22 protein-coding genes are annotated in these 26,208 nt (G+C 64.7%); 12 read left to right on the top strand and 10 right to left on the bottom strand.

What is annotated here, in order from left to right:
- Positions 1 to 2: 2 nt before the first annotated feature.
- The gene (locus NLM31_RS31375) at positions 3 to 1,151 is read right to left on the bottom strand and encodes an N-acetylglucosamine-6-phosphate deacetylase (RefSeq protein WP_254194821.1); all 1,149 of its coding nucleotides are present in this window, start codon (positions 1,149 to 1,151) and stop codon (positions 3 to 5) included.
- Entirely contained in the window at positions 1,148 to 1,918 is a 771-nt protein-coding gene (locus NLM31_RS31370; protein WP_254194820.1) for a glucosamine-6-phosphate deaminase, read from the bottom strand. Before NLM31_RS31370 ends, NLM31_RS31375 begins: the two co-directional genes overlap by 4 nt.
- 137 nt (positions 1,919 to 2,055) lie before the next feature.
- Between NLM31_RS31370 and NLM31_RS31365 the strand changes: the two genes are divergently transcribed.
- From NLM31_RS31365 to NLM31_RS31345, 5 genes are all read left to right on the top strand, one after another.
- Positions 2,056 to 3,090, top strand: a complete 1,035-nt coding sequence (locus NLM31_RS31365; protein WP_254194819.1) for a substrate-binding domain-containing protein — start codon at positions 2,056 to 2,058, stop codon at positions 3,088 to 3,090.
- Positions 3,091 to 3,194: 104 nt separating this feature from the next.
- On the top strand, positions 3,195 to 4,478 hold the full coding sequence (locus NLM31_RS31360) for an extracellular solute-binding protein (protein ID WP_254194818.1): 1,284 nt from the start codon (positions 3,195 to 3,197) through the stop codon (positions 4,476 to 4,478).
- A gap of 65 nt (positions 4,479 to 4,543) precedes the next feature.
- Complete coding sequence (locus NLM31_RS31355; protein ID WP_254194817.1) at positions 4,544 to 5,431, top strand: carbohydrate ABC transporter permease; 888 nt, start codon at positions 4,544 to 4,546, stop codon at positions 5,429 to 5,431.
- Positions 5,428 to 6,285 (top strand): carbohydrate ABC transporter permease, encoded by an 858-nt coding sequence (locus NLM31_RS31350; protein ID WP_254194816.1) that lies wholly within the window; start codon positions 5,428 to 5,430, stop codon positions 6,283 to 6,285. The genes NLM31_RS31355 and NLM31_RS31350 overlap by 4 nt, the downstream gene beginning before the upstream one ends.
- Positions 6,286 to 6,325: 40 nt before the next feature.
- Positions 6,326 to 7,894, top strand: coding sequence for a GMC family oxidoreductase (locus NLM31_RS31345; protein WP_254194815.1), 1,569 nt, complete (start codon positions 6,326 to 6,328; stop codon positions 7,892 to 7,894).
- Positions 7,895 to 7,928: 34 nt separating this feature from the next.
- Here NLM31_RS31345 and NLM31_RS31340 read toward each other — a convergent pair whose 3' ends face one another.
- Positions 7,929 to 8,297 carry a hypothetical protein gene (locus tag NLM31_RS31340; protein ID WP_254194814.1) on the bottom strand — a complete coding sequence of 123 codons (369 nt, stop codon included), beginning with the start codon at positions 8,295 to 8,297 and terminating at the stop codon, positions 7,929 to 7,931.
- 240 nt (positions 8,298 to 8,537) lie between these two features.
- Here NLM31_RS31340 and bamA point away from each other — a divergent pair, with 240 nt between their 5' ends.
- Positions 8,538 to 11,054 (top strand): outer membrane protein assembly factor BamA, encoded by a 2,517-nt coding sequence (gene bamA / locus NLM31_RS31335; protein ID WP_254194813.1) that lies wholly within the window; start codon positions 8,538 to 8,540, stop codon positions 11,052 to 11,054.
- Here the strand turns inward: bamA and NLM31_RS31330 are convergent.
- The 6 genes from NLM31_RS31330 to NLM31_RS31305 form a co-directional block, all read right to left on the bottom strand.
- Positions 11,051 to 12,283 (bottom strand): Zn-dependent hydrolase, encoded by a 1,233-nt coding sequence (locus NLM31_RS31330; protein ID WP_254194812.1) that lies wholly within the window; start codon positions 12,281 to 12,283, stop codon positions 11,051 to 11,053. The genes bamA and NLM31_RS31330 overlap by 4 nt on opposite strands.
- Positions 12,276 to 13,061 carry an ABC transporter ATP-binding protein gene (locus tag NLM31_RS31325; RefSeq protein ID WP_254194811.1) on the bottom strand — a complete coding sequence of 262 codons (786 nt, stop codon included), beginning with the start codon at positions 13,059 to 13,061 and terminating at the stop codon, positions 12,276 to 12,278. The genes NLM31_RS31330 and NLM31_RS31325 overlap by 8 nt, the downstream gene beginning before the upstream one ends.
- Positions 13,058 to 13,831: an ABC transporter permease gene (locus tag NLM31_RS31320; RefSeq protein ID WP_254132995.1), complete on the bottom strand. Its 774-nt coding sequence runs from the start codon at positions 13,829 to 13,831 to the stop codon at positions 13,058 to 13,060. The genes NLM31_RS31325 and NLM31_RS31320 overlap by 4 nt, the downstream gene beginning before the upstream one ends.
- A gap of 69 nt (positions 13,832 to 13,900) precedes the next feature.
- Positions 13,901 to 14,845: an ABC transporter substrate-binding protein gene (locus tag NLM31_RS31315; protein ID WP_254194810.1), complete on the bottom strand. Its 945-nt coding sequence runs from the start codon at positions 14,843 to 14,845 to the stop codon at positions 13,901 to 13,903.
- 106 nt (positions 14,846 to 14,951) lie between these two features.
- Positions 14,952 to 15,680 (bottom strand): histidine utilization repressor, encoded by a 729-nt coding sequence (gene hutC, locus NLM31_RS31310; protein ID WP_254194809.1) that lies wholly within the window; start codon positions 15,678 to 15,680, stop codon positions 14,952 to 14,954.
- Entirely contained in the window at positions 15,677 to 17,035 is a 1,359-nt protein-coding gene (locus tag NLM31_RS31305) for a formimidoylglutamate deiminase (protein WP_254194808.1), read from the bottom strand. Before NLM31_RS31305 ends, hutC begins: the two co-directional genes overlap by 4 nt.
- 85 nt (positions 17,036 to 17,120) lie before the next feature.
- On the opposite strand from NLM31_RS31305, the gene hutI reads away from it, so the two are divergent.
- The 3 genes from hutI to hutU are packed head-to-tail and all read left to right on the top strand — an operon-like array spanning position 17,121 to position 21,572.
- Positions 17,121 to 18,335: an imidazolonepropionase gene (gene hutI, locus NLM31_RS31300; protein ID WP_254194807.1), complete on the top strand. Its 1,215-nt coding sequence runs from the start codon at positions 17,121 to 17,123 to the stop codon at positions 18,333 to 18,335.
- A complete protein-coding gene (hutH, locus tag NLM31_RS31295) occupies positions 18,332 to 19,891 on the top strand; it encodes a histidine ammonia-lyase (RefSeq protein ID WP_254194806.1) in 1,560 nt (519 codons plus the stop codon). The genes hutI and hutH overlap by 4 nt, the downstream gene beginning before the upstream one ends.
- A 10-nt stretch (positions 19,892 to 19,901) precedes the next feature.
- The gene (gene hutU, locus NLM31_RS31290; protein ID WP_254194805.1) at positions 19,902 to 21,572 is read left to right on the top strand and encodes a urocanate hydratase; all 1,671 of its coding nucleotides are present in this window, start codon (positions 19,902 to 19,904) and stop codon (positions 21,570 to 21,572) included.
- On the opposite strand, the gene NLM31_RS31285 is transcribed toward hutU, so the two are convergent.
- Entirely contained in the window at positions 21,573 to 22,193 is a 621-nt protein-coding gene (locus tag NLM31_RS31285; protein WP_254135486.1) for a TetR/AcrR family transcriptional regulator, read from the bottom strand.
- Positions 22,194 to 22,445: 252 nt separating this feature from the next.
- Here NLM31_RS31285 and NLM31_RS31280 point away from each other — a divergent pair, with 252 nt between their 5' ends.
- The 3 genes from NLM31_RS31280 to NLM31_RS31270 are packed head-to-tail and all read left to right on the top strand — an operon-like array spanning position 22,446 to position 26,199.
- Complete coding sequence (locus tag NLM31_RS31280) at positions 22,446 to 23,306, top strand: xanthine dehydrogenase family protein subunit M (protein ID WP_254196304.1); 861 nt, start codon at positions 22,446 to 22,448, stop codon at positions 23,304 to 23,306.
- Positions 23,303 to 23,827 carry a (2Fe-2S)-binding protein gene (locus NLM31_RS31275; RefSeq protein WP_254194804.1) on the top strand — a complete coding sequence of 175 codons (525 nt, stop codon included), beginning with the start codon at positions 23,303 to 23,305 and terminating at the stop codon, positions 23,825 to 23,827. The genes NLM31_RS31280 and NLM31_RS31275 overlap by 4 nt, the downstream gene beginning before the upstream one ends.
- A complete protein-coding gene (locus NLM31_RS31270) occupies positions 23,824 to 26,199 on the top strand; it encodes a xanthine dehydrogenase family protein molybdopterin-binding subunit (RefSeq protein ID WP_254194803.1) in 2,376 nt (791 codons plus the stop codon). The genes NLM31_RS31275 and NLM31_RS31270 overlap by 4 nt, the downstream gene beginning before the upstream one ends.
- The last annotated feature ends 9 nt before the right edge of the window (positions 26,200 to 26,208 follow it).

The following is a 26,208-nucleotide window of genomic DNA, read 5'->3' as shown; positions in this document are numbered from 1 at the left end:
CCTCAAGGCTTGGCCGGAAAGGGCTGGCCGGCAACATAGGTGGTCTCGGGAATGATGGAGCCATCATCGCCGAGACGAAATCGAAGCAGATCGGCGGGCGAGCCGACTGTGAGAGCCGGAAGCTGGAATGGCGCGCGGGGATTGATCGTTGCCAGCCTCAATGCCTCGGCCAGCGTCAATCCGGTCATGCGTTTCGCCGTCGCGATCCCGAACGGCAGGCTGGCCGCTGCGCCCGCCAGAAACGGCGTGCCCACGACTTCCAGCCGGCCATTCGCCTTCAGTTCGACGCGCCCGCCGACGGGCATGTCGTAGATCGCGGGTGGACAGCCGGCGAGCGCGACGGCGTCCGAAACCAGCATGGATCGCCCGAGGCCCTTTGCCCGCAGCATGGCCTTGAAAGTCTCGGGCGGAAGGTGGTGGCCGTCGGCGATGAAGCTCGCCCAGAGCCGATCTTCCGCGAGCTGCGTCCAGATCGGGTTGGGATGCCGCGGTAGCTGGGCCGCGATGCCATTGCCGAGGTGCGTCGACAACATGGCACCGGCCTCGACCGCTGCAGAGATCTGATCCGTCGTGGCGTTGGTATGGCCGAGCGCAACATGGGCTCCGCGAGCGCGAAGGCCTCGCACGTAGTCGGCCGTCTTCGGCCAGTGCGGTGACAAGGTCACCAGGCCGACGAGGTTGCCGCAGGCCGCTTGCCAGGCGTCGAACTCATCGAGATCCGGTGGTCTGACGTGTTCGGCCGGGTGCGCGCCGCGAGGACCGTCCTCGGGCGCAATATGGGGCCCTTCGACATGGACGAAGGGGATCGCGTGCCTGACCAGCAGGTCACTGTCGCGCGCCTCTGCGATCGCCCGCAACGCATCGATGAGCGCAGCACGTGATGCCGTGATCAGCGTCGGCGCAAAACGCGATACGCCGCTGCCATGGACGGCGAGGGCGAGATCGCGGACCGTCTGTGGATCGGTGCCGCCATTGAGGTCATGGCCGCCAAAACCGTTCAATTGCAGATCGAACAGTCCGAGCGACAACCAGTGCTCGTCATCAGCACCGCCGGGCGCGATGTCGGAGATGCAGCCATCGGAAATGGTGATCGTATGAGGCTGACCAGTCTCCGGATCGCGGCCCGAGATTTGTGTCTCCTGATCGCTCATGCGCGTGCCGTGGCTTGGAGCCGTGGCGGTGCGGAATCCCGATCGAGATACAGCATGCATCGCGGATGCGTACGCAATGCGCTCGCCGGACAGGCCGCGCCGATCGGGCCGTACAGGGATTGCTCGACGGCCGCTCGCTTCGCCGCGCCGGGCACCACGCAGAAAAGCTGATCCGCGTCCAGCAACCGGGGAACCGTCAGGGTGATCGCGTGCGTCGGCACGTCGCCCAGTGTCGCAAAACACTTGTCGTCGACCTGCTGCTGACGGCAGATCGCGTCGAGCTCGACGATCTTGACCTGCTTGATGTCGTGCAGATCCGCGACGGGCGGATCGTTGAACGCCAGATGCCCATTGACTCCGATGCCGAGGCACACGATATCGATCGGGGCATCGCTGAGAAGGGCCGCATAACGCGCCGCTTCGCGGTCCGGATCCGGTTCTTGTCCGATCAAATGGACGGCGCCCAGAGGGACGCGCGAGAAGAAATGGCGGGTGAGCCACACGCCGAAGCGCTCGGGCGCGTGCGCGGGAAGCCCGAGATATTCGTCCATGTGGAAGGCGATGACGCGTCGCCAATCGATATCGCGCTCTGCGACCAGCGCGTCCAGCATCTCCGCCTGGCTCGGCGCGGCGGCGAATACCATCCTCACGCGATCTTGCCGCGCGAGGCGATCGCGCAGCGCGACGGCGATGTCCAGGGCCGCAGCCCGGCCCATCGCATCCCGCGTCTCTGATATCGCGATCCCTGGCGCGACCGAAGCCATCATATCTACTCGTGTCTTGTCCGGCCGCAGATCAACCTACAAGGGCAAGAATGTTATGCAATCGGTTGCATGTCAAGCTTGCGCCCCGGCGGCGATCAAGGCATGTGTAATGTCGAGATCCCGCACAGGAGACGCCACCGGTGAAACGCGATTCCGACGGCAGGGAGCGGCGCTCGGAGATTGCGCCGACCATCAGTCAGGTCGCAAAGATCTCCGGGGTCTCTCGTGCGACCGTCTCGCGCGCCTTCACGCGCCCCGGAATGCTGAGCGAGGAGACCGTCCGGCGCGTCAAGGCGGTCGCCGACAAACTGGGATATGTGCCCAACCAGGTTGCGCGCGCATTGTCGACCGGGCGGCACGGCAATGTCGCACTCATCGTCTCAGACGTTGCGAACCCGTTCTTTCCGCCGCTGATCAGAGCCGCGCAGCTTCATGCCGACAGGGCGGGACTTTGCGTCTTTCTGGGCAATTCGGACGAGGATCCCGCGCGTGAGGAATTGCTGCTCGGGCGGTTCATCGGCCAGGTGGAGGGGCTTGTGCTCGCCTCCTCCCGTCTGGACGAGACGCAAATCCGCATCTATGCCGCGCGCCGGCCGCTGGTGCTCATCAATCGCGACATCGACGGAATCACGCGGGTCCTGATCGATACCGCGCCTGGTGTTGCGGCCGCGATCGCGCATCTCGCCGAGCTTGGGCACCGGCACATCGCCTATGTCAGCGGCCCCACGACGTCATGGTCCAATCAGCAGCGGCGCAATGCGGTCCGAAAAGAGGCGGCGAAGCGCGGGCTCAAGGTGATCGCCATTCCGGCTCGCCCGCCATCCTACGACACCGGCCGATTGGCCGCTGCCCCGATCGTCGCCAGCGGAGTGACCGCGGCCATCGCGTTTGACGACCTTGTAGCCCAGGGGCTGCTGGCCGGGCTTGCGGCCCTCGATGTCGACGTGCCCAAATCGTTCAGCGTGGTCGGTTGCGATGATGTTCTCGGCGAAACCACGTACCCGCAACTCACCACGGTGTCGGCGCGTTGCGCCGATGCCGGCGATGTCGCGGTTGGCCTCCTGCTCAGCCAGATGAATGGTGGCGCATCAGGCGAGATCCGCCACAAGCTGAACTCTCATCTCGTCGTTCGCGCGAGCACCGGTCCGGCGCCTGCGAAACGAAAAAACCGCTGACGATTTGGTCAACAGCCTTGGAAAGCGGCAACGGATCGCAATTGACACGCAACCGGTTGCATGACAGCCTTTGATCGGAATTTTAGAGTTCTGGGAGCGGGGACATGGCCTTCATTGCGAAATCCTTCTGGCTGTCGGCGGCCCGGTTGCTGGCGGTGGCTGCCGCCCTCCCGATGCTGGCTTTGCCTGCGTCGGCGGAGAAGCTGACCATCTGGAGCGGCTGGCCCGACCTCGCCCCGTTCTACAAGCGCGTCGGAGACCAGCTGAAGGCGAAGTATCCCGATCTCGACATCAGCGTCGAGGCCATCGCCTTGCGTGAACATGAGAAGCGGCTGGCGCTCTCGCTTCCATCCGGCTCCGCCGGAGACGTCATCGAGATGGAGGTCGAGGCTGCGCGATATCTGGAGGCGGGCCTCATCCCGGAGCCGCCGGCCGCGATCGTGGGTTTCGTCAAAGCCAATTACGACATGACGCGGGTGAAGACCGCCACGTATGACGGCAAGATTTACGGTGTGCCGCTGTTCCAGGGGCAGGGCGCGCTGTTCTACAACACCGACATGTTTGCCAAGGCCGGTCTCAATTCGCCTCCCAAGACGATGGCGGAATACACGGCCTATGCGCAGAAGCTCGTCCAACGCGACGCATCCGGCACGCCGACCGTCAGCGGCTGGAGCCTGCGTCTCAGCGGTGGTGGCTCCGGCATCGCGGAGAAATATTGGACCATCCTCTATAATCACGGCGGCACGCTGTTGGAGGAGAAGGGCGGCAAGTGGCGCGCCGCCTATGCCAACGAAGCCGGCCGCAACGCGCTCAAGCAGTACCTCGACAACGTCGTGACCTATCGGACGGTGTTGCCCGAGATGAAGGCGGACGCCGAAGCCTTCGAGCTCGGCCAGACCGCGATGTTCATCCGGGAGTCCTGGGTGATCGGCGACGTTGCCAAGAAGGCGCCCAACCTCAAATACGCGACGGCGCCATTGCCGAAGGGCACGCTGATGGTCCCGGTGGATCTCTACGTCCCCAACAAGGGGCCGAAGAGCCAGATCGCCTGGGACTTCGTTCAGAAGGCGAACGAGCCGGAGAATTTGCTGTGGCTGGTCGAGAACACGGCGTGGGTGCCCAATCGCAAGGGGCTCGACTACTCCGCGGTCATCAGCAAGATTCCCCAGCTCGGCGCGTTCGTGAATACCCCCGCCGACCACGTCTTCTTCACGGTGCCGGCGATCAGTCCGGCGAGTGAAATTCTCACCCGGCTCGCGGCCCGGCTCGAGAAGGCCTTCACCGACAAATCGCTGGCAGGAAATGATGCCGCCGTCGACGCTTTCCTGAAATCTGCTGCTGAGGAGAGTGACAAGATCCTCGCCCGGGAAGATCTGCTGGCCAAGTGAGCTCGCAATCGATGGTCGCGTCGACACATTTGCAGCGCTAGCCGGCGGCCACTCCGGGAGACTCCATGCGTTCCAAGCCGAAATGGCTGTTTCCGGTTCTGGCGCTGCTTCCGGTTCTCGGCCTCTATGCTTGCCTGCGCGTTTACCCGATCGCTGAGACATTGCGTCTCAGCCTGTTCAAGTGGAACATCATCTCGCGGCGCAAGCCGTTCGTCGGGTTCGACAACTTCGTCGAACTGATGAGCGATCCGCTGTTTATCGAAGCGATCTTCAATACCACCATCGTCGCCTTCGGCGTGCTGGTGATCACGATTCCCGTGGGGCTCGCGCTCGCTGCGCTGATCAACAGCCGGCAGGGGCTCCGGCGCAGCGGCTTCTACGAAACCTCGATCTTCCTGCCCCATGTCGTGTCGCTGGTGCCGGCGGCGATGGCCTGGAAATGGATTTTTGATGCGCGGCTCGGGCCGCTCAACGCGTTGATCGGATGGTTCGGAATCCCGGCGCAGTCCTGGCTGTTCGACCCCGTCCTGTCGGTGGTCTGCCTGATCGTTCTGTGCTCCTGGCAGGCGATCGGCTATGCCGTACTGATCTTTCTCGTCGGGTTGAAAAACGTTCCGGAGGCGCTCTACGAGGCGGCGCGGCTCGACGGCGCATCCGCGTTCCAGGCGTTCCGCTACGTCGCAATCCCTCTGCTGAAGCCGGTGATGCTGTACGTGTCGGTGATCACGCTGATCTCGTCGTACAACATCTATGCGCAAGCCTTCGTCCTGGCCTCGGACGTCCAGGGTGCGCCGGGGCATCTGGTTCGCGTGCTCGTCCTCGACATGCTCGAAAACAGCTTTCGAAATTACCGGGTCGGCTATGCCGCCGCCGAGGCCGTCGTCCTTCTCGTGATCGTGCTCATTCTCACGGGCGCGCAGTTCAGGTTGTTTCGGGATCGGAGCCGGGCGTGAGCGATCCAGACCATCCGTCCAGCGATATCGATCGCAACACGCCAGCCGGCCTCGCGATCGACGTTGTCCTATCCGTTGTCGGCCTGATGATGCTGCTGCCGCTGGTCTTCCTGATCAGCAACGCGTTCAAGACGCCGCCAGAATTGCTGGCCTGGCCGCCCACCATCATTCCAAACCAGCCGACACTGGAGAACATTCTCGGCGTGCTGCACGAAACGCCGCTGCTGCGTTGGATCGGCAATACACTGATCTTTGCAGGGATTTCGACGACCAGCATCGTCGCCACCTCCGCCATCGCCGGCTACGTGCTCGGCAAGTTCGATCTTCCCTGGTTTCCGGCCGTCTTCGGCGTCATCATCGCGACGTCAGTCGTGCCCTTCGAAGTCTACATGATCCCGCTCTATCTGAATGTTCAGGCCGCGGGTATGTTGAACACGCTGCCCGGCCTCCTGGTCGGCTATCTCGTCATGAGTTTCGGCATCTTCCAGGTGCGGCAATATGTGACGACGTCGATCCCCGACGAGCTGCTGGAAGCCGCGCGGGTGGATGGGGCAGGCGAGGGGTGGATCTTTCTGCGGATCGTGCTCCCGCTGATGCGGGGGCCGCTGGGGGCGCTTGGGGTGCTGGCATTCTTCCAGGCCTGGACCGCGTTCGCATGGCCGCTCGTCGTGACCACCAACAAGGATACGTATACGCTCGAAGTCGGGCTGGCCCTGTTCCAGACCGGCTTCACCGTGGATATCGGCCATCTCAGCGCGGCTGCTGCGGTCGCCCTTGTTCCCAGCGCGCTGTTCTTCTCGCTGATGCGACGAAATTTCGTGCGTGGTGTGGCCGGGACCGGTTTGAAGGAATGATCGTCGCGTCCCATGGGGCTGTCGAAGGAGCGCACAGGACGTGATTGAACAGGAATACGATACGATCATCATCGGCGGAGGTTCCGCCGGAGCGACGTTGGCCGCGCGCCTCAGCGAAGATCCGTCGCATCGTGTGCTGCTGCTCGAGGCGGGGCAGGATCTTCGCACCGCCACCACGCCGGACCACATTCGCATCCCGAACCCCATGCGCGCCATCGGTGACGACGACTTCCGTTGGCCGAAGCTGCTGGCGCGCCGCACCGAGCGGCAGCAGCCGCTGCTGCTCTGGCGTGGCCGCGCCATGGGCGGCAGCTCGACAATCAATGGCCAGATCGCAATCCGCGCCGTTCCTGACGACATCGACCGCTGGGCGGCCGCGGGCTGCACCGGCTGGTCGTGGGACGAGCTTCTGCCCTATTTCTGCAAGCTCGAAACGGACAAGAATTTCTCCGATGCGTCCTATCACGGCGATCGCGGTCCGATCCCGGTGTACCGCGCGCCGATCCCGGATTGGGGCAATGTCGACCGCGCGCTGCGCGCCTCGGCGCTCGGCCTCGGCTATGGCTGGTGCGAGGATCACAACGCGCCCGTGGGCACCGGCGTCTCGCCCTACGCCATCAACAGCGAGGGCGGCTTACGGATCTCCACCAACGACGGCTATCTGGAGCCCGCGCGCGATCGCGCCAATCTCGACATCGTCGGTCAGGCGCTGGTCGACACCATCACCTTCGAGGGCAACCGGCTGCACGCCAACGGCGTCATGGTCCGCGTGAACGGCCGATCCTACACACCCCGCGCGACGCGTGACGTCATCCTCTGCGCGGGTGCCATCCATTCGCCGGCCATTTTGCAGCGCTCCGGCATCGGGCCCGCCGCCGTGCTGGAGAGGCTCGGCATCCCGGTCCGTGCCGACTTGCCGGCGGGCGAGAATTTGCTGGACCATCCGATCGTCAACGCATTGCTGCATCTGCGCGAAGGCAGTCAGGTCAGCACGCTGATGCACCGGCACACCAATTGCTGCCTGCGCTACTCGTCCGGTCTCGCGGGCGCCGGCGAGAACGACATGATCATGATCGCCGGTAATCTTGCGCGCTCGTCGCAATCGATGGTGGAAGTCACGCTGGGGCGCATCGCCGTCTCCGTCTATCAGGCGTTCAGCCAGGGGCACGTCCGCATCGTCTCGGCCGATCCCGAGGTCGATCCTGACGTCGAGGAGCGCATGCTGTCCGACCCCAGCGATCTCGCGCGGATGCGCGACGGCGTTCGTCGCCTGCGTGATATCTGCCTGCAGCCTGCGGTGGCCGAGATCGCTCATCGCGTCGACTATGGCGCCAGTGGACGCTCCATGGACGAGCCGCTGGGCGACGCGGAGCTCGACGACTGGCTGTTCGCCGAGTGCAGCGACGCGCAGCACGCCAGCGGCACCTGCAGAATGGGCGCAATTGGCGACGCGCGTTCGGTCGTCGATCCCGAATGCCGGGTGATCGGATGCACGGGATTGCGCGTGATCGATGCTTCGATCATGCCGGAAGTGCCGCGCGCCAACACTCACTTGACCACGGTCGCCATCGCTGAGCGCATGGCCGATCGGTTGAAGGGCGCGGCATAAGATGTGACGGGCGTGCGAGATGGTCCCAAGCCCGTTACCAGGCGAGCGGGATCCTCTGCGCAAATCCGCCGAGGTCCGAAGCCGGGCTGAGCGGCTGCCGGTCGAGCGGGCGGTTGTTATTCTGATTGGCGAATGACGTGCCGGGTGGATAGGCGTAGTCGCTGAACTTGCGGTCGCCGGGGAGAACCTCGGTCCCGCCATCCAGCCAGGAGCGCTTGCTGACATAGATGCGCGTGCGGGAGCCGGATTGATAGGTCCGATTAGGGCCGTGCGGGCCGTACTCATAGACGGCCTCTTTCGACAACTGCAGGCGGTCGCGCCTGCCGACCGTGTCGGCGTTGGTGGCCACGGTCGAGGCGAGGATGGCGACCAGCGCCAGACTGGTCGTGACGATCGGCTTCATTGCGGACATCCCATGCGCGTTGGCTGATGTCCGCGGCTCTCGCATCGCTCCAGCGGCGTGTAAACAAGCCTTGTTTTGCCTGATATGTCTGGCGATTTGCGCAAACGCCGTGCGTAGGGCGCTATGTGCTTCGGCGGATCAATCAAACTCAATCCGCAGAAACAGTACAGCAATCTGAAAGCCACACCGTGGCCACAGCTTTCCCGTTTCAGAGCAAGTCAGGTGCTCTTGAGGTGTGGAATGTCGTTTTTGCGGGCCTGGCTTGTCGCGGCGGTCGTGGGTGGCGTGTCGATTGCAACTTCACTGACCTCGGTGCTGTTGCCGCAGCCGGTCGCGGCGGCGCAAGTCAATGATACGATCGTGGTCGAAGGTAATCGCCGCGTCGAGGCCGAGACGGTTCGCTCCTACTTCAAGGCCAGCCCCAACGGGCAGTTCGACCAGGCGGCTCTCGACGACGGTCTCAAGGCATTGATCGAGACCGGTCTGTTTCAGGATGTGAAAGTCAACCGGGCGGGCGGCCATATCGTCGTGTCGGTGGTGGAAAACGCCGTGATCGGTCGCGTTGCCTTCGAGGGCAACAAGAAGATCAAGGACGAGCAGCTCACGGCGGAGGTCCAGTCCAAGCCGCGCGGGACCTTCTCGCGCGCGATGGTGCAATCCGACACGCTGCGGATCGCCGAGATCTATCGCCGCTCGGGCCGCTACGACGTGCGCGTCACGCCTGAAATCATCGAGCAGCCGAACAATCGCGTCGATCTCGTCTTTACGGTTGAGGAGGGCGCCAAGACCGGCGTCAAATCGATCGAGTTCATCGGCAACAGCGCTTACTCGGCCGCGCGCCTGCGCGACGTGATCAAGACCCATGAGACCAATCTGCTGAGCTTCCTCTCAAGCGGTGACATCTACGATCCCGACCGTGTCGAGGCCGACCGTGACCTGATCCGCCGATTCTATCTCAAGAACGGCTTCGCCGACGCGCAGGTCGTAGCGGCGCTGACCGAATATGATCCGGACAAGAAGGGCTTCCTCGTCACTTTCAAGATCGAGGAAGGTCAGCAGTACCGTGTCGGCGCGGTCGAGTTCCGCTCCAGCATCGCCAATTTCGACGCGAGTACGCTGCGCGGCATTTCGCGCGTCAATGTCGGTTCGCTCTACAATGTCGAGCTGGTCGAGAAGTCTACCGAGGAGATGCAGATCGAGGCCTCGCGCCGCGGCTACGCGTTTGCCGTGGTGCGACCGAGCGGCGACCGCAATTTCGAATCACACACCGTCTCGGTGGTGTTTAACGTCGATGAAGGCCCGCGCACCTATATCGAGCGTATCAGCCTGCGGGGCAATACCCGCACGCGAGACTACGTGATCCGCCGCGAGTTCGACATCTCCGAGGGTGACGCCTACAACCGCGCCCTGGTCGACCGCGCCGAGCGCCGGTTGAAGAACCTCGACTATTTCAAGACCGTCAAGATCACCACGGAGCCCGGCTCGTCCAGCGACCGCGTGATCCTGATTGTTGACATGGAGGAGAAGTCGACCGGCGATTTCTCGGTCTCTGGCGGCTACTCCACGACCGACGGCGCGCTCGCCGAGGTCTCGGTCTCCGAGCGCAACCTGTTCGGCAAGGGCCTCTATGCCAAGGCGTCGGTGACCTACGGCCAATATGCCCGCGGCGTGTCGCTGTCCTTTGTCGAGCCCTATTTGCTCGACTACCGGATCGCACTCGGACTTGACACCTACTGGCGCGAGAATTTGTCGAACAGCTATACCAGCTACTCGGTGACGACGCTCGGCTTCTCGCCGCGCCTGGGCTTCGCGCTGCGCGAGGACCTGTCGCTCCAGCTCCGCTACTCGCTCTATCAGCAGACCATCACGCTCCCCACCGCCTACAACAATTGCAACAACAACGCAGCCAACACGTCGCTGGCCTTCAACCCGACGCCGGCCTATATCCAGAACGTGTTGGGCGGAGTGGATCCCACCAACTCGACGAGCTCGGGATACTACGGCTACGGCTGTTATGCTGACGGCGAATCGAGCCTGCCGATCCGCAAGGAATTGGCGAACGGCCCGACCTTGACGTCGGCCGTGGGTTACACGCTCACCTACAACACACTCGACAACACCAAGAACCCGAACGACGGCCTGCTCGTCGACTTCAAGCAGGATTTTGCCGGAGTGGGCGGCGACGTCACTTATCTGAAGACCGCGCTGGACACCAAATACTACACGCCGCTGGTGTCCGAGATTATCAGTGTGATCCATCTCCAGGGCGGTGTTCTCAACAAGATCGGCAACAACGATCTGCGGATGCTGGATCACTTCCAGATGGGCCCGAACCTCGTGCGCGGCTTCGCGCCCAACGGTATCGGTCCGCGTGACATCACCTATGCAAGCTTCGGCGCCACCGGCGATGCGCTCGGCGGTACGAAGTACTGGGGCGCGTCCATGGAAATGCAGATGCCGTTCTGGTTCCTGCCCAAGGAAGTCGGCCTGAAGGGCGCAGTCTACGCTGATGCCGGCTCGCTCTGGGGTTATCAGGGGCCGACGTCATGGGCGGCGACGGGTGAAGTCAATACCAAGGCCTGTCCGACCTGCGGACTGCAATATGACGACAGCAGTGTGGTGCGCTCGTCGGTCGGCGTCGGCCTGATCTGGGCCTCGCCGTTCGGCCCGCTGCGCTTCGACTACGCGGTGCCGCTGACGAAGGGTAAATACGACATCGTCCAGCAGTTCAGGTTCGGCGGCGGTACGTCGTTCTAGGGTGCCAGTATTCGTCGGCAGGCGTCGACGAAGACTTGCGCGCCGGTGACGATGTCGGCATCGGCGGTGTTTTCGGTCCAGTGATGGCTGATGCCGCCGATCGAGGGCACGAACAGCATGCCGGCGGGCATGATCGTCGCGAGCATCTGTGCATCGTGACCGGCGCCGCTCGGCATGCGCAGCGATCGTCCGCCGGCCAGGGCCTTGCTCGCGGCATCTATCGCGTCCTGGAAGCCTGTATCCATCATGGCGGGCGCGCCCACGCGGATCCGCTCCACGGTCGCGGTACACGGGCCTTTGGCGTTGGCCTCGTCCGCCATGGTTCGCAACAGCTCTTCCAGCCGCGCGATCACGGCCGGATTGTCGTCGCGGATCTGGAACAGCATCTCCGCGCCGCCTGGAATGATGCTCGGCGCGCCCGGATCGAGCGTGATGCGGCCGGTGGTCCAGACCGTACGGGGGCCGCACGCTGCCGGGAAACGCTCGTCGATCGCCACGCAAAATCTGGCCAACGCGAGGCCGGCGTCCTTGCGCACGGCCATGCGCGTGGTGCCGGCGTGGTTCTGCTCGCCGGTGAAATTGATGCGGTACTGCCAGATGCCGACGATGGAGGTCACCACGCCGATCGCGAGCTTGCCGCTCTCGAGCGTGTCGCCCTGCTCGATATGCGCCTCGAGATAGCCGACATGCCGTCCGGGCTCGGCCGTGACGCGCGGTCGTCCAGTGAGCCCCATGTCGCCGAGCGCATCTCGCATGGCGCGTCCATTGGTGCGATCGCGCGCGACGTCGATCTCGGCCTCGGTCACCTGCCCGACATAGGAGCGCGAGCCGAGGAAGCTGCCGAAATGGCCTTCCTCGTCAACCCATGCGGCCACCTCGACCGAGCCGTTCACGGAGGGATCGGTATTGAGCACGCGCGCGGCCTCGAGCGCATAGACGACGCCGAGCGGGCCATCGAGCCAGCCGGCGTAGTTCTGGCTTTCCAGATGCGAGCCAGCGAGCAGTTTTGGACCCGACTTCGTGCTGGTGCCGACGATGTTGCCGATGCCGTCGATCGCGCCGGTGAGGTCGGCCTCGGGCAGCTTCCGCACCAGCCAGTCCAGCGATTGCTTGTGCGGCGCCGAGAATGTTGGCTTGTGCACGCCGGTCTTGTAGGCGCCGAGGGCACGCAGCGCATTGAGATCGGCGAGGACGCGCTCGCCATTGGCGCGGGGGTGAGTGTCAGGCATGTTCGGCAACCTTCAGAGCCTCGGTGCGGATCTCCTCGACCAGCCGTTCCTTCAGCTGGACGAATTCCGGCGTGGTCTTGATCTTGTAGGAGCGTGGATGCGGCAGGTCCACATTGATCTCGGCCTTGATCCGGCCGGGACGCGCGCTCATGACGATGACGCGGCTGCCGAGGAAGATCGCCTCCTCGATGTCGTGGGTCACGAACAGCACCGTCTTCTGGTCGCGCTCCCAGATGCCCAGCAGCATTTCCTGCATCAGGGCGCGGGTCTGGTTGTCCAGTGCGCCGAAAGGTTCGTCGAGCAGCAGGATCTTCGGATCATTGGCGAGCGCGCGCGCAATCGCGGTGCGCTGCTGCATGCCGCCGGAGAGCTGCTTTGGCCAGTGGTTCTCGAAGCCGGACAGGCCGACCTGGCGGATGAAGGCGTCGGCGATCTTGGTGCGCTCCGCTTCTGACACGCCGCGCTCGCGCAGGCCGAAGGCGATGTTCTCGCGCACGGTGAGCCAGGGAAACAGCGTGTAGGACTGGAACACCATGCCGCGATCGGCGCCGGGGCCGGTGACCTCGCGCCCGTCAAGCGTGACACGCCCGCCGGTCGGGCGATCGAGGCCGGCGACGATGCGAAGCAGAGTGGACTTGCCGCAGCCGGAGGGCCCAAGGATCGTGACGAAGTCGTTGTTGCCGATGGTGAGGTCGGTCGGCTCCAGCGCTCTCGTGGGAGCGTTGCCGTGGCGCGCGGGGAAAGTCCGCGAGACCTGTTCGATCTTGAGGGTCGTCATGCGAGCCTCCACGGAAACAGCCAGGCGTTGAATGCCTTGAACATGAAGTCCGAGAGGAGGCCGATCAGCCCGATGACGATGATGCCGAAGATGATCTGACCGGTATTGAGCAGCGCCTGGCTGTCGGTGATCATGTGGCCGATGCCGGAGGACGAGCCGATCAGCTCGGCGACGATGACGTAAGTCCAGGCCCAGCCCAGCACCAGCCGCAGGATCTCCGCGATCTCGGGCGCGGAGGAGGGCAGCAGCACGCGGCGGATGATGCCGCGGTCACTGGCGCCGAGAGTATAGGCGGCCTCCACCAGATCGCGCCGCGTCGCGCCAACTGTCACGGCGACCATCAGGATGACCTGGAATACCGAGCCGATGAAGATGACCAGCAGTTTCTGCAATTCGCCGATGCCGGCCCACAGGATCAGGAGCGGAATGAAGGCCGAGGCAGGCAGATAGCGCGCAAAGGAGACGAACGGTTCGAGGAAGGCTTCGATCGGCTTGTAGGCGCCCATCAACACGCCAAGCGGTACCGCGATGATCGCGGCCAGGGCAAAGCCGCCGACGACGCGCCAGATCGTCATGCCGATGTCGAACAGAAATCCCTGCTTGGCCAGAAGGTCATAGCCCTCCTGCAGCATGGTCAGCGGATTGGCGAGGAAGGTTTTTGACACATGGCCGCCGAAGGTGGCCCAGGACCAGAGGGCAACGAACAGCACGAAGAACGCGAGGCCATAGGCCACGCGCTGCCTCGATGTCACGGAATCCAGGGGACGCATCGATGGTCTATCCGAATGGTCGATCTTGCGCTGGTCCGCCGCGGGGCAGGACCAGCGCTGTGTCGGGGCTTACTTGATGAAACTTGCGTCGTAGAGGTCCTCGACCTTCGGCGCGGACTTGATGATGCCGATCTCGAGCAGGAGGTCGGCGGCATCCTTGTTGAAGGCGAGGAAGTCGCCCGCGAAGAACTTCTGGTTCGCGGCCTTGTCCTGCCAGCGCAGATATTTGGCCGAGTTGCCGAACGCTTCGCCGGTCTGCTTCACGTCGGCGCCCATGATCTCATAGGCCTTGGCCTGGTCCTTGGCGATCATGTCGAGCGATTCGAAATAGCTGTCGGCCAGTGCCTGCGCTGCCTTCGGGTTTTCGCTGAGGAATTTCGGCGTGCAGCCGAATGTGTCCATCACGATCGGGTAGTCCAGCGTGGTGGCGATGATCTTGCCCTTGTCCGGCGCGGCGCGCACGGTCGACAGATACGGCTCGTAGGTCATCGCAGCGTCGTTCTGGCCGGAGACGAAGGCCTGCGCAGCCGCAGCCGGCTCGAGGTTCACGACGGTGACGTCCTTCACCGTGAGGCCGTTCTTCTTCAGCATCCAGGCCAGCGCGAAATAGGGCGAGGTGCCTGGCGCGGATGCGGCAACGGTCTTGCCCTTAAGCTCCTTGATCGAGGCGACGTCGTTGCGCACGGCCATGCCGTCGGCGCCGAAGCTCTTGTCGAGCTGGAAGATCTGCTTGGTCGCGACGCCGTTGGCGTTCCAGGAGATCCAGGTCTCGACCGTGGTCGCCGCGCACTGCACGTCGCCGGAGGCGATCGCGAGATGGCGGTCCTTCTGCGGGATCTTCTTGATGGTGACGTCGAGGCCGTTCTTCTTGAAGATGCCGGCTTCCTTCGCCAGCGTCAGCGGCGCGAAGCCCGTCCATCCGGAGATGCCGACGCCGACCTTGACGTCGTCGGCGAGCACGGGAGTGGCGGCTGCGAGAGCAATGATTGTCGCAAAAACTGTCGAACTACGCATGATTGTCGTCCTCTTGCCGATCGATGGTTTGACGTCCTGTTGATCTCTGTCGGCCCCAATGGACCGTTGCCCGAAGCGTTGCACGATTTGTGCCGACATCGTTCTCTCAGCCTCCCTTGAATCGGGCGACAAGGCGGTGAGAGTCACCGGGATAGAGCAGCCGCACCGCGGTGATGGTGCGCGCGCTGCGCCAGGTATAGCGGTCGATCACGAGACAGGGTGCTCCGACGGCGATGTCGAGCGCTTCCGCCGTGCGGTCATCCGCGACAATGGCGCTGATCGTATGCTCGGCCTCTGTCCATGGGACATGATGAAGCAGCCACGAACCCGGCGGCTCGCGCGAAAAATCCGCGGACGCGGCATTTGGCACGGACGCGAGATCGATCAGCCGGTCCTCGACCGCAAACGGCACGTTGTCGGCGCTGTGGCGGCAGCTGATCGCGACCACCTTGCCGGCTTTCTTGACACCAAGACGCTCGCGATCGGCCGCGGTCGCCGCGCGAAGCTTGCGGCTGATCAGCTCATAGCCATAGCCGCGGCCGAGCGCCGTGATCTCGGCGCGGATGTCGGCGATCTTCAGCACTGCAGACTGATGCTGCGGCCGGCGGACGAACGAGCCGGCGCGGCGCCGGCGCTCGATCAGGTCGGCCTGCGCGAGCTCCGACAGCGCCTTGTTCACCGTCATGCGCGAGCAGCCGTAGCGTGCGACCAGCTCGTGCTCGAAGGGAATGCGGTGGCCGGGTGGCCATTCGCCGGTCAGGATACGCTTTTCGATGTCGGCGCGGATGCGCTTGTAGAGCGTGGGCTTGTCGGTCGCGTCGGTGGCGAGGCTCATGCAACGAGCCTCCGTACGGCTGCGTTGAAGCGTCCGCGCGCAGCCTGACGCAATTGATGTCGGCCACTCTCGACAAGCTTGTTGCCGCCGGCCCAGACGCAATCGATCGCGCCGTTGCCTGCCGCAAAGATCCAGCCGTCGATCGCGGGGTCGCGCGCGCGTCCTGCCAGCGACGGATGTGCAGAGTCCAGCGTGACGATGTCGGCACGGGCACCCGGTGTGAGGCCTGCAATCGGCTGTGCCAGAGCCCGGGCGCCTCCCGCAAGAGCGACGTCGAACAGCGTGCGACCGGTCGAACGGCCGGCGCCGGCTGAGAGCACGTTGCGCGCGCGGTGCTTCAGCCGCTGGCCGTATTCAAGCTGACGCAGCTCGTCGGCCGCGCCGACCAGCACGTTGGAATCGGTACCGACACCAAACAGCCCGCCGGCGTCGAGAAATTCCCGCCCTGGAAAGATGCCGTCGCCAAGGCTCGCCTCGGTGACAGGGCAGAGACCCGCCACTGCGCCGGTCTTCGCGAATGCACCGACTTCTTCATCCGTCATGTGGGTCGCGTGAATGAGGCACCAGCGTCGATCGACCGGCGCATGCTCCAGCAGCCATTGCACCGGGCGTCGTCCCGACCAGGCCAGGCAAAACTCGACCTCCTTCACCTGCTCGGCGGCATGAATGTGCACAGGTCCGCCCTCTGCGAGCGGAATGATCGCCGCGAGCTCGTCCGGCGCCACTGCGCGCAGACTGTGCGGTGCGATGCCGATATTGGCGCCCGGCAAGTTTGCGATCGCCTTGCGCGAGGCGGCCATCAGCTTCGCGAATTGATCGACAGAGTTGATGAAGCGGCGCTGGCCGTCGTGCGGCGCGGCGCCGCCGAAGGAGCCATGCGCATAAAAACTTGGCAGCAGCGTCAGCCCGATGCCGGAGGCTTCGGCAGCCTGCGCAATGCGTGCGGCCATCTCGGCGGGATCGGCGTAGTGCGAGCCGTCGCGATCGTGATGTAGATAATGGAATTCGCCGACGCGGGTAAATCCCTGCTCCAGCATCTCGACATAAAGCAGGGTCGCGACGGCGGCGACATCGTCCGGCGTCATTGCCAGCGCAAAGCGGTACATCGTTTCGCGCCAGGTCCAGAACGTATCGGTGCTATTGCCGCGCAGTTCGGCAAGCCCTGCCATGCCGCGCTGGAAGGCGTGGCTGTGCAGGCTCGCCAATCCCGGAATCGCGATGGCGTGGCGCTCGTCGCCGGCGGCAGGCGCTACGTCCGGCGTCACCTCCGCGATCGCGCCGGCGGTGATCACCACCTGCACGTCATTGGCCCAGCCCGAGGGCAGGAGCGCGGAGGCGAAATGCAGTCGGGTCATGTTTGCACACCGGCTGGACAGAACCGCCTTACGATTATATGTCTAGACATATAAGTCAAGCATCCCACGGCCAAGGGACACACGCATGGCAGAGCGCTTCGACCGGATCTGGCACAACGCCCGGCTTGCCACGATGCGGGCCGATCGTCCCGACCTCGGCGAGATCGAACGTGGCGTCATCGCCATACGCGGCGGCCACATCGCCTATGCCGGCGCAGCCGCAGACTTCCCGACGGATGCGGATGCGATCCAGCGGGTCGATTGCGAGGGCCGCTGGATCACGCCGGGCCTCGTCGACTGCCACACCCATCTCGTCTATGGCGGCAACCGCGCCCATGAATTCGAGCTGCGCCTGAAGGGCGCGAGCTACGAGGAGATTGCGCGCGCCGGCGGCGGCATTGTTTCGACCGTGGCTGCGACGCGCAGGGCAAGCGAAGCGGAACTCGTCGCAAGCGCATTGCCGCGGCTCGATGCGCTGATCGGCGAGGGCGCCACCACGGTCGAGATCAAGTCCGGCTATGGCCTGGACACCGAGACCGAGATGCGCCAGCTCACGGCCGCGCGGAGCCTCGGTCGCCAGCGGAAGATCGCAATCCGCACCTCGTTCCTCGGCGCGCACGCGCTGCCGCTGGAAGCCGAAGGCGATAAGGATCGCTATATCGATCTCGTCTGCAACGGGATGCTGCCGGCTGTCGCGAGGGCGGGCCTTGCTGATGCTGTCGATGCCTTCATGGAAGGCATCGCGTTCTCGGCGGCGCAGACTGCGCTGGTGTTCGAGGCGGCGCGGACGCTTGGTCTGCCGGTCAAGCTCCACGCCGATCAGCTCTCGAATCTCGGCGGCGCTGCGCTCGCTGCGAAGTTCTCGGCGCTGTCTGCCGATCACCTGGAGCACACCGACGAAGCCGGCGCGAGTGCGATGGCGAAGGCCGGAACGGTGGCGGTGCTGCTGCCCGGCGCCTTCTATTTCATCTGCGAGACCCAGAAGCCGCCGGTTGAGGCGTTCCGCAAGCACGGCGTCCCCATGGCGCTGGCGACCGACTGCAATCCCGGCAGCTCGCCGCTGACCTCCTTGCTGCTCGCCATGAACATGGGCGCGACGCTGTTCCGGATGAATGTGGCCGAGTGCCTCGCCGGCGTCACCCGCGAAGGCGCGCGGGCGCTCGGTGTGCTGGAGGAGACCGGCACGCTGGAAGCCGGAAAATGGTGCGACCTCGCGATCTGGGACATCGAGCGTCCCGCCGAGCTCGTCTACCGCATCGGCTTCAATCCGCTGCACCGCCGTGTCTGGAGGGGCCAGTGACCGGGCAGGGCGCAACAATCGTCGTCAGGCCGGGTACGGTGAGCCTCGACGATCTTGCGCGTGTGCTGGCTGGCGATTCCGTCGAACTCGATCCCGCGTTCTGGCCGCGCGTCGAGGCGGCTGCGCAGATTGTCGCCAAGGCCGCGCAGGCTGCCGCGCCGGTCTATGGCATCAACACCGGCTTCGGAAAGCTGGCCTCAAAACGGATTCCGCCCGATCAGACCGCGCTGCTCCAGCGCAATCTCATCGTCTCGCATTGCTGCGGTGTCGGCCCGGCCACGCCGGAGGCGATCGTGCGATTGATGATGGCGCTCAAAATCGTCTCGCTCGGCCGCGGCGCCTCCGGTGTGCGCCGCGAGGTCATCGAGCAATTGCAGGCCATGCTGGCGCGCGGTGTCTATCCGCTGGTCCCGCAGCAGGGCTCGGTCGGCGCCTCCGGCGATCTCGCACCGCTCGCGCACATGACCGCAGTGATGATCGGCGAAGGGCAGGCGATCGTCGATGGCAAGACGGTGTCAGGCAGCGAGGCGCTGGCCGCGGCCGGCCTTGCGCCGCTGACGCTCGGCCCCAAGGAAGGGCTCGCGCTGATCAACGGTACGCAGTTCTCGACGGCCTACGCCATCGCCGGCGTGCTGCGCGCGTTTCGCCTCGCCCGCGCCGCGCTCGTGACCGGCGCGCTGTCGGTCGATGCGGCGATGGCGTCGACGGCGCCGTTCCGGCCCGAAATCCAGGCGCTGCGCGGCCACTCTGGCCAGATCGCCGCGGCAGCAACGCTGACCGCACTGCTCGACGGCAGCGATATCAGGCTGTCGCATCTCGAGGGCGACGAGCGCGTGCAGGATCCCTATTGCCTGCGCTGCCAGCCGCAGGTCGCAGGCGCCGCGCTTGACCTGATCACGCAGGCGGCACGCGCGCTGATTGTCGAAGCCAACGCCGTCACGGACAATCCGCTGGTGCTGGTGGAGACCGGCGAGATCGTCTCCGGCGGCAATTTCCACGCCGAGCCGGTCGCCTTTGCCGCCGATACGATCGCGCTGGCACTGTCGGAGATCGGCGCGATCAGCGAGCGGCGCATCGCCACGCTGGTCGATCCAGCGCTCAATTTCGGCCTGCCGCCGTTCCTGACGCCGGATCCCGGCATCAATTCCGGCTTCATGATCGCGGAGGTGACGGCGGCCGCACTCTATGCCGAGAACAAGCAGCGCGCCGCGGCTTGCTCGATCGACTCGACGCCGACCAGCGCCAACCAGGAAGACCACGTCTCGATGGCCGCGCATGCCGCGCGGCGGCTTTCCGATATGGCCGACAATCTTGCCGCGATCCTCGGCATCGAGCTTCTGGTCGCAGCCCAGGGCATCACGCTGCGCGCGCCGCATGCGACCAGCGCGCCGCTCGTTGCGGTTATCGCCTTGCTTCGCGAGCAGGTCGCGGAGCTCGGTGCCGATCGCTACATGGCCGACGACCTCGCCATAGCCGCCGCGCTGATCGAAGCTGATGCGCTCCCGGCCGTCGCGCTCACTTCGCTCTCACCCGATCCATTTCCAAGACTTGTCTGAAGAGGTCTTCATGAACCGCCGACTGGACAATGACCGCACCATCCGCGCCCCCCGCGGCAGCGACATCAGCGCCAAGAGCTGGCTGACCGAAGCACCGCTCCGCATGCTCATGAACAATCTCGATCCCGATGTCGCCGAGCGCCCGAGCGAGCTCGTCGTCTATGGCGGCATCGGCCGCGCCGCGCGCGATTGGGAGAGTTTTGATCGGATCACGGCCGCCTTGCGCAAGCTTGAGAACGACCAGACGCTGCTGGTTCAGTCCGGCAAGCCGGTCGGCGTGTTCCGAACCCATGCGGATGCGCCGCGTGTGCTGATCGCCAACTCTAACATCGTGCCGCATTGGGCGACGCTCGACCATTTCAACGAGCTCGATCGCCAGGGCCTGATGATGTACGGCCAGATGACCGCGGGCTCCTGGATCTATATCGGCAGCCAGGGCATCGTGCAGGGCACCTACGAAACCTTTGTCGAGGTTGGGCGCCGCCACTATGGCGGCAGTCTTTCTGGTAAATGGATTCTCTCCGCCGGCCTCGGTGGCATGGGCGGCGCGCAGCCGCTGGCGGCGACCATGGCGGGCGCTTCGATGCTTGCGGTCGAATGCCAGCCGAGCCGCATCGAGATGCGCCTGCGCACCGGCTATCTCGATCGCCAGGCCGCAACCCTCGACGAAGCGCTGGCGATCATGGCGGAAGCCGCGACAACGAAGAAGGCCGTTTCGGTCGGACTGCTCGGCAATGCCGCGGAGATTTTCCCCGAGCTGGTGCGCCGCGGCGTCAAGCCCGACATCGTCACCGACCAGACCAGCGCGCATGATCCGATCAACGGCTATCTGCCGAAAGGCTGGACGCTGGCCGATTGGGAGAGCAAGCGTGCCTCCGATCCGAAGGGCGTCGAGCGGGCGTCGAAGACGTCGATGGTCGAGCACGTCCAGGCCATGCTGGATTTCCACGCGCAAGGCATTCCGACGCTCGACTATGGCAACAACATCCGCCAGATGGCGCAGGACATGGGGCTGAAGAACGCGTTCGACTTCCCCGGCTTCGTGCCGGCCTATATCCGTCCGCTGTTCTGCCGCGGCGTCGGGCCGTTCCGCTGGGCCGCGCTGTCGGGTGACCCCGAGGACATCTTCAAGACCGACGCCAAGGTCAAGGAGCTGATGCCCGACGACAAGCATCTGCACAATTGGCTCGACATGGCCAAGGAGCGCATCAAGTTCCAGGGGCTGCCGGCGCGGATCTGCTGGGTCGGCCTCGGCGATCGCCATCGCCTCGGCCTTGCCTTCAACGAGATGGTCGCGCGCGGCGAGCTGAAGGCGCCGATCGTGATCGGCCGCGACCATCTCGACAGCGGCTCGGTGGCAAGCCCGAACCGCGAGACCGAGGCGATGAAGGATGGCTCGGATGCGGTATCCGACTGGCCGCTGCTCAATGCGCTGCTCAATTGCGCCAGCGGCGCGACCTGGGTCTCGCTGCATCATGGCGGCGGCGTCGGCATCGGCTATTCGCAGCACGCCGGCATGGTGATCGTCGCCGATGGTACGCCCGAGGCAGCAAAGCGCATCGAGCGCGTGCTGTGGAACGACCCGGCCTCCGGCGTCATGCGCCATGCGGATGCGGGCTACGACATTGCGATCGACTGCGCCCGCGACAAGGGGCTCGACCTGCCGAGCCTTGCGAAGTAGCTAGCCGCGAACCAGGAGCTTCGGCATCGTCGTCTTGGCGCCGTCCATGAAGGTCTGGACGGCGTCACGGACGATGGCGTCGAGATCGGACGGGATCGGCGTCTCGTAGATGAATTTGCGGATGGCGAGATAGAAGATGCGGCCGTGCAGGCCCCAGAACAGCTCGGTCTCGCGTTCGCCGAGCGGATGGGCCTTTGCATCGGGCAATTTCAGATCGTGCCGCAGCTCGGCCGCCGCGGGCTCGATGATCTCGCGGCGGACGATGTCGAGATAGCGGCCCGTGATGCCGAACGACTTCATGCCGGATGAGACGAAGATCCGCACCCAATTGTACTCGAACACGCGCTCGACATAGTCGAGATAGAAGCGCGTCAGCCGCGCCTCCAGCGACTGTGAGCGGTCGCGGATCAGTGGACCCCAGTCCGGCGACCAGCGGCTGAGATAGACCTCCTGGTAGACCCGCTCGATCAGCGCCTCCTTGCTCGGGAAGTGGCGATAGATCGCCGAATGGGTGATGCCCATGCGTTTTGCCAGTTCGCGGGTCTGGCCCTCAAAACCGCGCTCGGCAAAGAAGCGGATGGCCTCGTCGACGATCGCGCGCTCGCGGTCGGGCGCGCGCATGTTGCGGCGCTTTGGCGCGGCCTTGTCCGTCTCGGCCCTTCGTCGGGCCGGTCGCTTCGCCGTCTTCTGCGTCTTCTTCGCCATTTGACCGTGAATCGCGATCTCTTCCGCCTTCTTAGCCTAAAGGTGCATTTGTGACCAAATGGTCATTTCCTGTTGACCGCTCTCCGGCGGCGTGTCAGGATTTTGAGACCAGATGGTTACAAATCTGGCATCCCGGCTGATGAGCCGATGGATCTCGAGGAAACGGCGGTGAAGGCGAGGGCTTTCAGCTATTTTCGTGCTGCGACGATCGACCAGGCGCTGGATGCTCATGCGCGCGCTGGCGACGATGCGCGCTTCATTGCCGGCGGCCAGAGCCTCGTGCCGGCGCTGTCGCTGCGGCTGCAGGCGCCGCGGCTCCTGATCGACATCACCCACATTGCCGAGATGCGCGGCGTCAGGCGCGAAGGCGGTTTTTTGCGCATCGGCGCGCTGACGCGCCATTGCGAAATGCTGAGCGAGCCGCTGATCGCCGAGTTCGCGCCGCTGTTGCACGCGGCCGCGCCCTTCGTTGCCCACCCCGCGATCCGCAATCGCGGCACGTTCGGCGGCAGCGTCGCGCTCGCCGATCCCGCCTCCGAATTTCCGGCGATGACGCTGGCGCTCGATGCCGAGATCGAGATCGCCGGCTCCTCCGGTACCCGACGCATCAAGGCCGACGATTTCTTCCTCGACCTGTTCGAGACCGCCTTGCAGCCCGGTGAACTGATTACCGCAATCTACATTCCCTTGTTCAAGGCTGACCAGCGCTTTGCTTTCGATGAATTGGCACGCCGGCGCGGCGATTATGCGCTGGTCGGCTGCGGCATGCTTGCAACCTGCGCCGGCGACCACATCGACGACATCCGCATCTCCTTCTTCTCGGTCGGCAATATTCCAACGCGCGTGAAGGGCGCCGAGGGGGCCCTGATCGGGTCGAGCCTGGATGCGGAGCGTATCGCCGCTGCACAAGTTGCGCTCGAAAGCGACCTCGCGCCGCCCGACAGCGATGAGGTGCCGCCGGCGATGCGGCTGCATCTCGCGCGCGTGCTGCTGGGGCGCCTGCTCGGGCGCTTGAGGGACGGTGCATGAGTGGCTTCGACGAATCCCTGCTGGATGAAGTCGACGAGACCGTGCGCGTCCGCTTCGTCGTCAACGGCCGCAAGGTCGCCTGCGAGGTTGCGCCGCGCGAGACGCTGGTCGATTGCCTGCGCAACGCGCTGGAGCTGACCGGCACCCATGCCGGCTGCGAGATGGGCGCTTGCGGCGCTTGTCTCGTGCAGCTCGACGGTCGCGCCGTGCATTCCTGCCTGATGTTCGCGGTGCAGGCCGATGGCGCCGAGATCAACACCATTGAAGGCCTCACCGAGAGCGGCGTCATCGCCGATCTCCAAGCTGAATTCCATCGCCGCAACGCGCTGCAATGCGGCTTCTGCACGCCGGGCATGCTGGTGAACGCGCAAGAGCTGCTCTCGCAGGTGGCGGAGCCGAGCCGCGAGCACATCCGCGACGCGCTGTCGGGCAATTACTGCCGTTGCACCGGATACGAGGCGATCGTCGATGCGATCGACGCCGTTGCCAAAGCACGGCGGGAAGCCGGGGGTACGCCATGAGCGCGCCGCTGACCTCGCTCGATCGTCCCAACTCCTATATCGGCCGCTCGGTGCCGCGGCCCAACGCCAAGCGCCTGCTGGCTGGACGTGGACGCTATGTCAGTGATCTCAAGCTGCCGCGTATGCTTTATGCCGCGTTCCTGCGCAGCCCGCATGCCCATGCGAAGATCGTCGCGATTAAGACAGACGAAGCGCGCGCCCTCGAAGGCGTGCATCTCGTCGCGACCGGCGAGGATCTGGCAAAGATCTGCACGTCCTGGACCGGCACGCTCGATCACTTCAAGGGCATGACCTCCACACCGCAATGGCCACTGCCGCTCGAGCGCGTCGTCTGGGCCGGGCAGGCGGTGGTCGCGGTCGTTGCCGAGAGCGGGGCGATTGCCGAGGACGCGCTGGAGCTGATCGGGGTCGACTACGAGGACCTCCCGCTGGTCGTGGATATCGACGCGGCGCGCCGGGCCGGCGGGCCGCTGATCAATGCCGGTAGCACCAACAATGTCTGCTTCCGTAGCCAGCTCGATAGCGGCACCGTCGATGATGCCTTCGCGCACGCCGCCCACGTGGTGGAAGAGGAATTTTCGTTCGGCCGTCACACCGCGGTGACGCTGGAGCCGCGCGCCATCGTCGCCGACTACGATCCGTCCGCGGGCATGCTCACCGTGCATCACGCGACGCAGACGCCTTATCAGTTCCAGGACCTCTATTCGCGCCACTACGGCATCCCCGAGGCCCGTGTCCGCGTCATCGCGACCGACATCGGCGGCTCCTTCGGGATGAAGTTGCACGTCTATCATGAGGACATGGCGGTAGTCGGCCTCTCGATCCTGCTCGGTCGCCCCGTCAAATACGTCGCCGACCGCATCGAATCCTTCGTCTCCGACATCCACGCCCGCGATCATCGCGTCCGGGCCCGCATGGCGCTCGACGCCAAGGGCGAGATTCTCGCGATGGACGTGCTCGATCTCACTGCGATCGGCGCTTTCTCGACCTATCCGCGCACCAGCGTGGTCGAGGGCAACCAGGTGATCCGCCTGATGGGTGGTCCCTATCGCTTCAAGAACTATCGCGCCACGCTGGAAGTGCTGTTCCAGAACAAGGTGCAGACCAGCCAGTATCGCGCCGTTGGCCATCCCATCGCCTGCGCCGTCACCGAGCGGCTGGTCGATATGGCTGCAAGCAAGGTTGGCCTCGATCCCTTCGCGATCCGTGCGCGGAACGTCATCGCCGACGATTCCTATCCGCAGACTTCGCCGACCGGCTACCGTTTCGAGGCGTTGTCGCATCAGGCGTGTTTGAAGCGCCTGCACGAGATGATGGATTATGACTCCTTGCGCGCCGGGCAGGCGGACTTGCGCAAGCGCGGCGTCTATCGCGGCATCGGGATTGCGACATTCATCGAGATCACCAATCCGGGGCCGGCCTTCTATGGTGTGGGCGGTGCGCGCATCTCCTCGCAGGACGGTGCCATTCTGAGCCTGACGCCGTCCGGCGAGGTACGTTGCCTGATCTCCGTCACCGAGCAGGGACAGGGCACGGAGGCGATCATCAGCCAGATCGTGGCCGATCAGCTCGGTATCGCGCAGGACCACGTGAAGGTCGTCACCGGCGATACCGAGGTCACGCCGCATGGCGGCGCCACCTGGGCCTGCCGCGGCGCCGGCATCGGTGGCGAGACCGCACTGCAGGCCACGCGCGTGCTCAAACGCAACATTCTGGAGATCGCGGCGCTCATCCTTCAGGAGCAACCGGCGGCGCTCGATATCATCGACGGCCAGGTGGTGGATGCCGCGACGCGGCAGCAGCGTCTGCCGATCTCCGAGATCGCGCGCATTGCCTATTTCCGCTCGGACACCCTGCCACCGGGGACGCAGCCGCAGCTCACCGTCAGTCACCACTTCTCGCCGCAAGGCTATCCCTTCGCCTTCACCAACGGCATCCAGGGCTGCTCGCTGGAGGTCGATGTCGAGACCGGCTTCATCAAGGTGTTGAAGCATTTCATCGTCGAGGATTGCGGTCGCGTCATTAATCCGATGCTGGTGGATGAGCAGCTACGCGGCGGCATTGTGCAGGGGCTGGGTGCGGCCCTGTTCGAGGAATGCCGCTACAGCGAAACCGGCCAGCTCATGAACGGTTCGCTTGCCGATTACCTCGTGCCGATGCCGATGGAGATGCCCGACATCATGATCGCGCATGTCGAGACGCCGACCGCCGACACCGAGCTCGGCGCCAAGGGGGTCGGCGAGGCCGGCACGGCCGCAGCGTCCGCCTGCGTGCTCAACGCCGTCAACGATGCGCTTTCGCCGTTCGATGCCACGATCAATGCGATCCCGATTACGCCCACAAGAGTCCTGAAAGCCCTGAAGCGATTCTAGAAAAAAGAC

Source organism: Bradyrhizobium sp. CCGUVB4N, assembly GCF_024199945.1.
In the GTDB taxonomy this organism is placed as follows: domain Bacteria; phylum Pseudomonadota; class Alphaproteobacteria; order Rhizobiales; family Xanthobacteraceae; genus Bradyrhizobium.
Note: the sequence above shows the minus strand (reverse complement) of the source record. Positions and strands in the feature narration are given on the sequence as shown.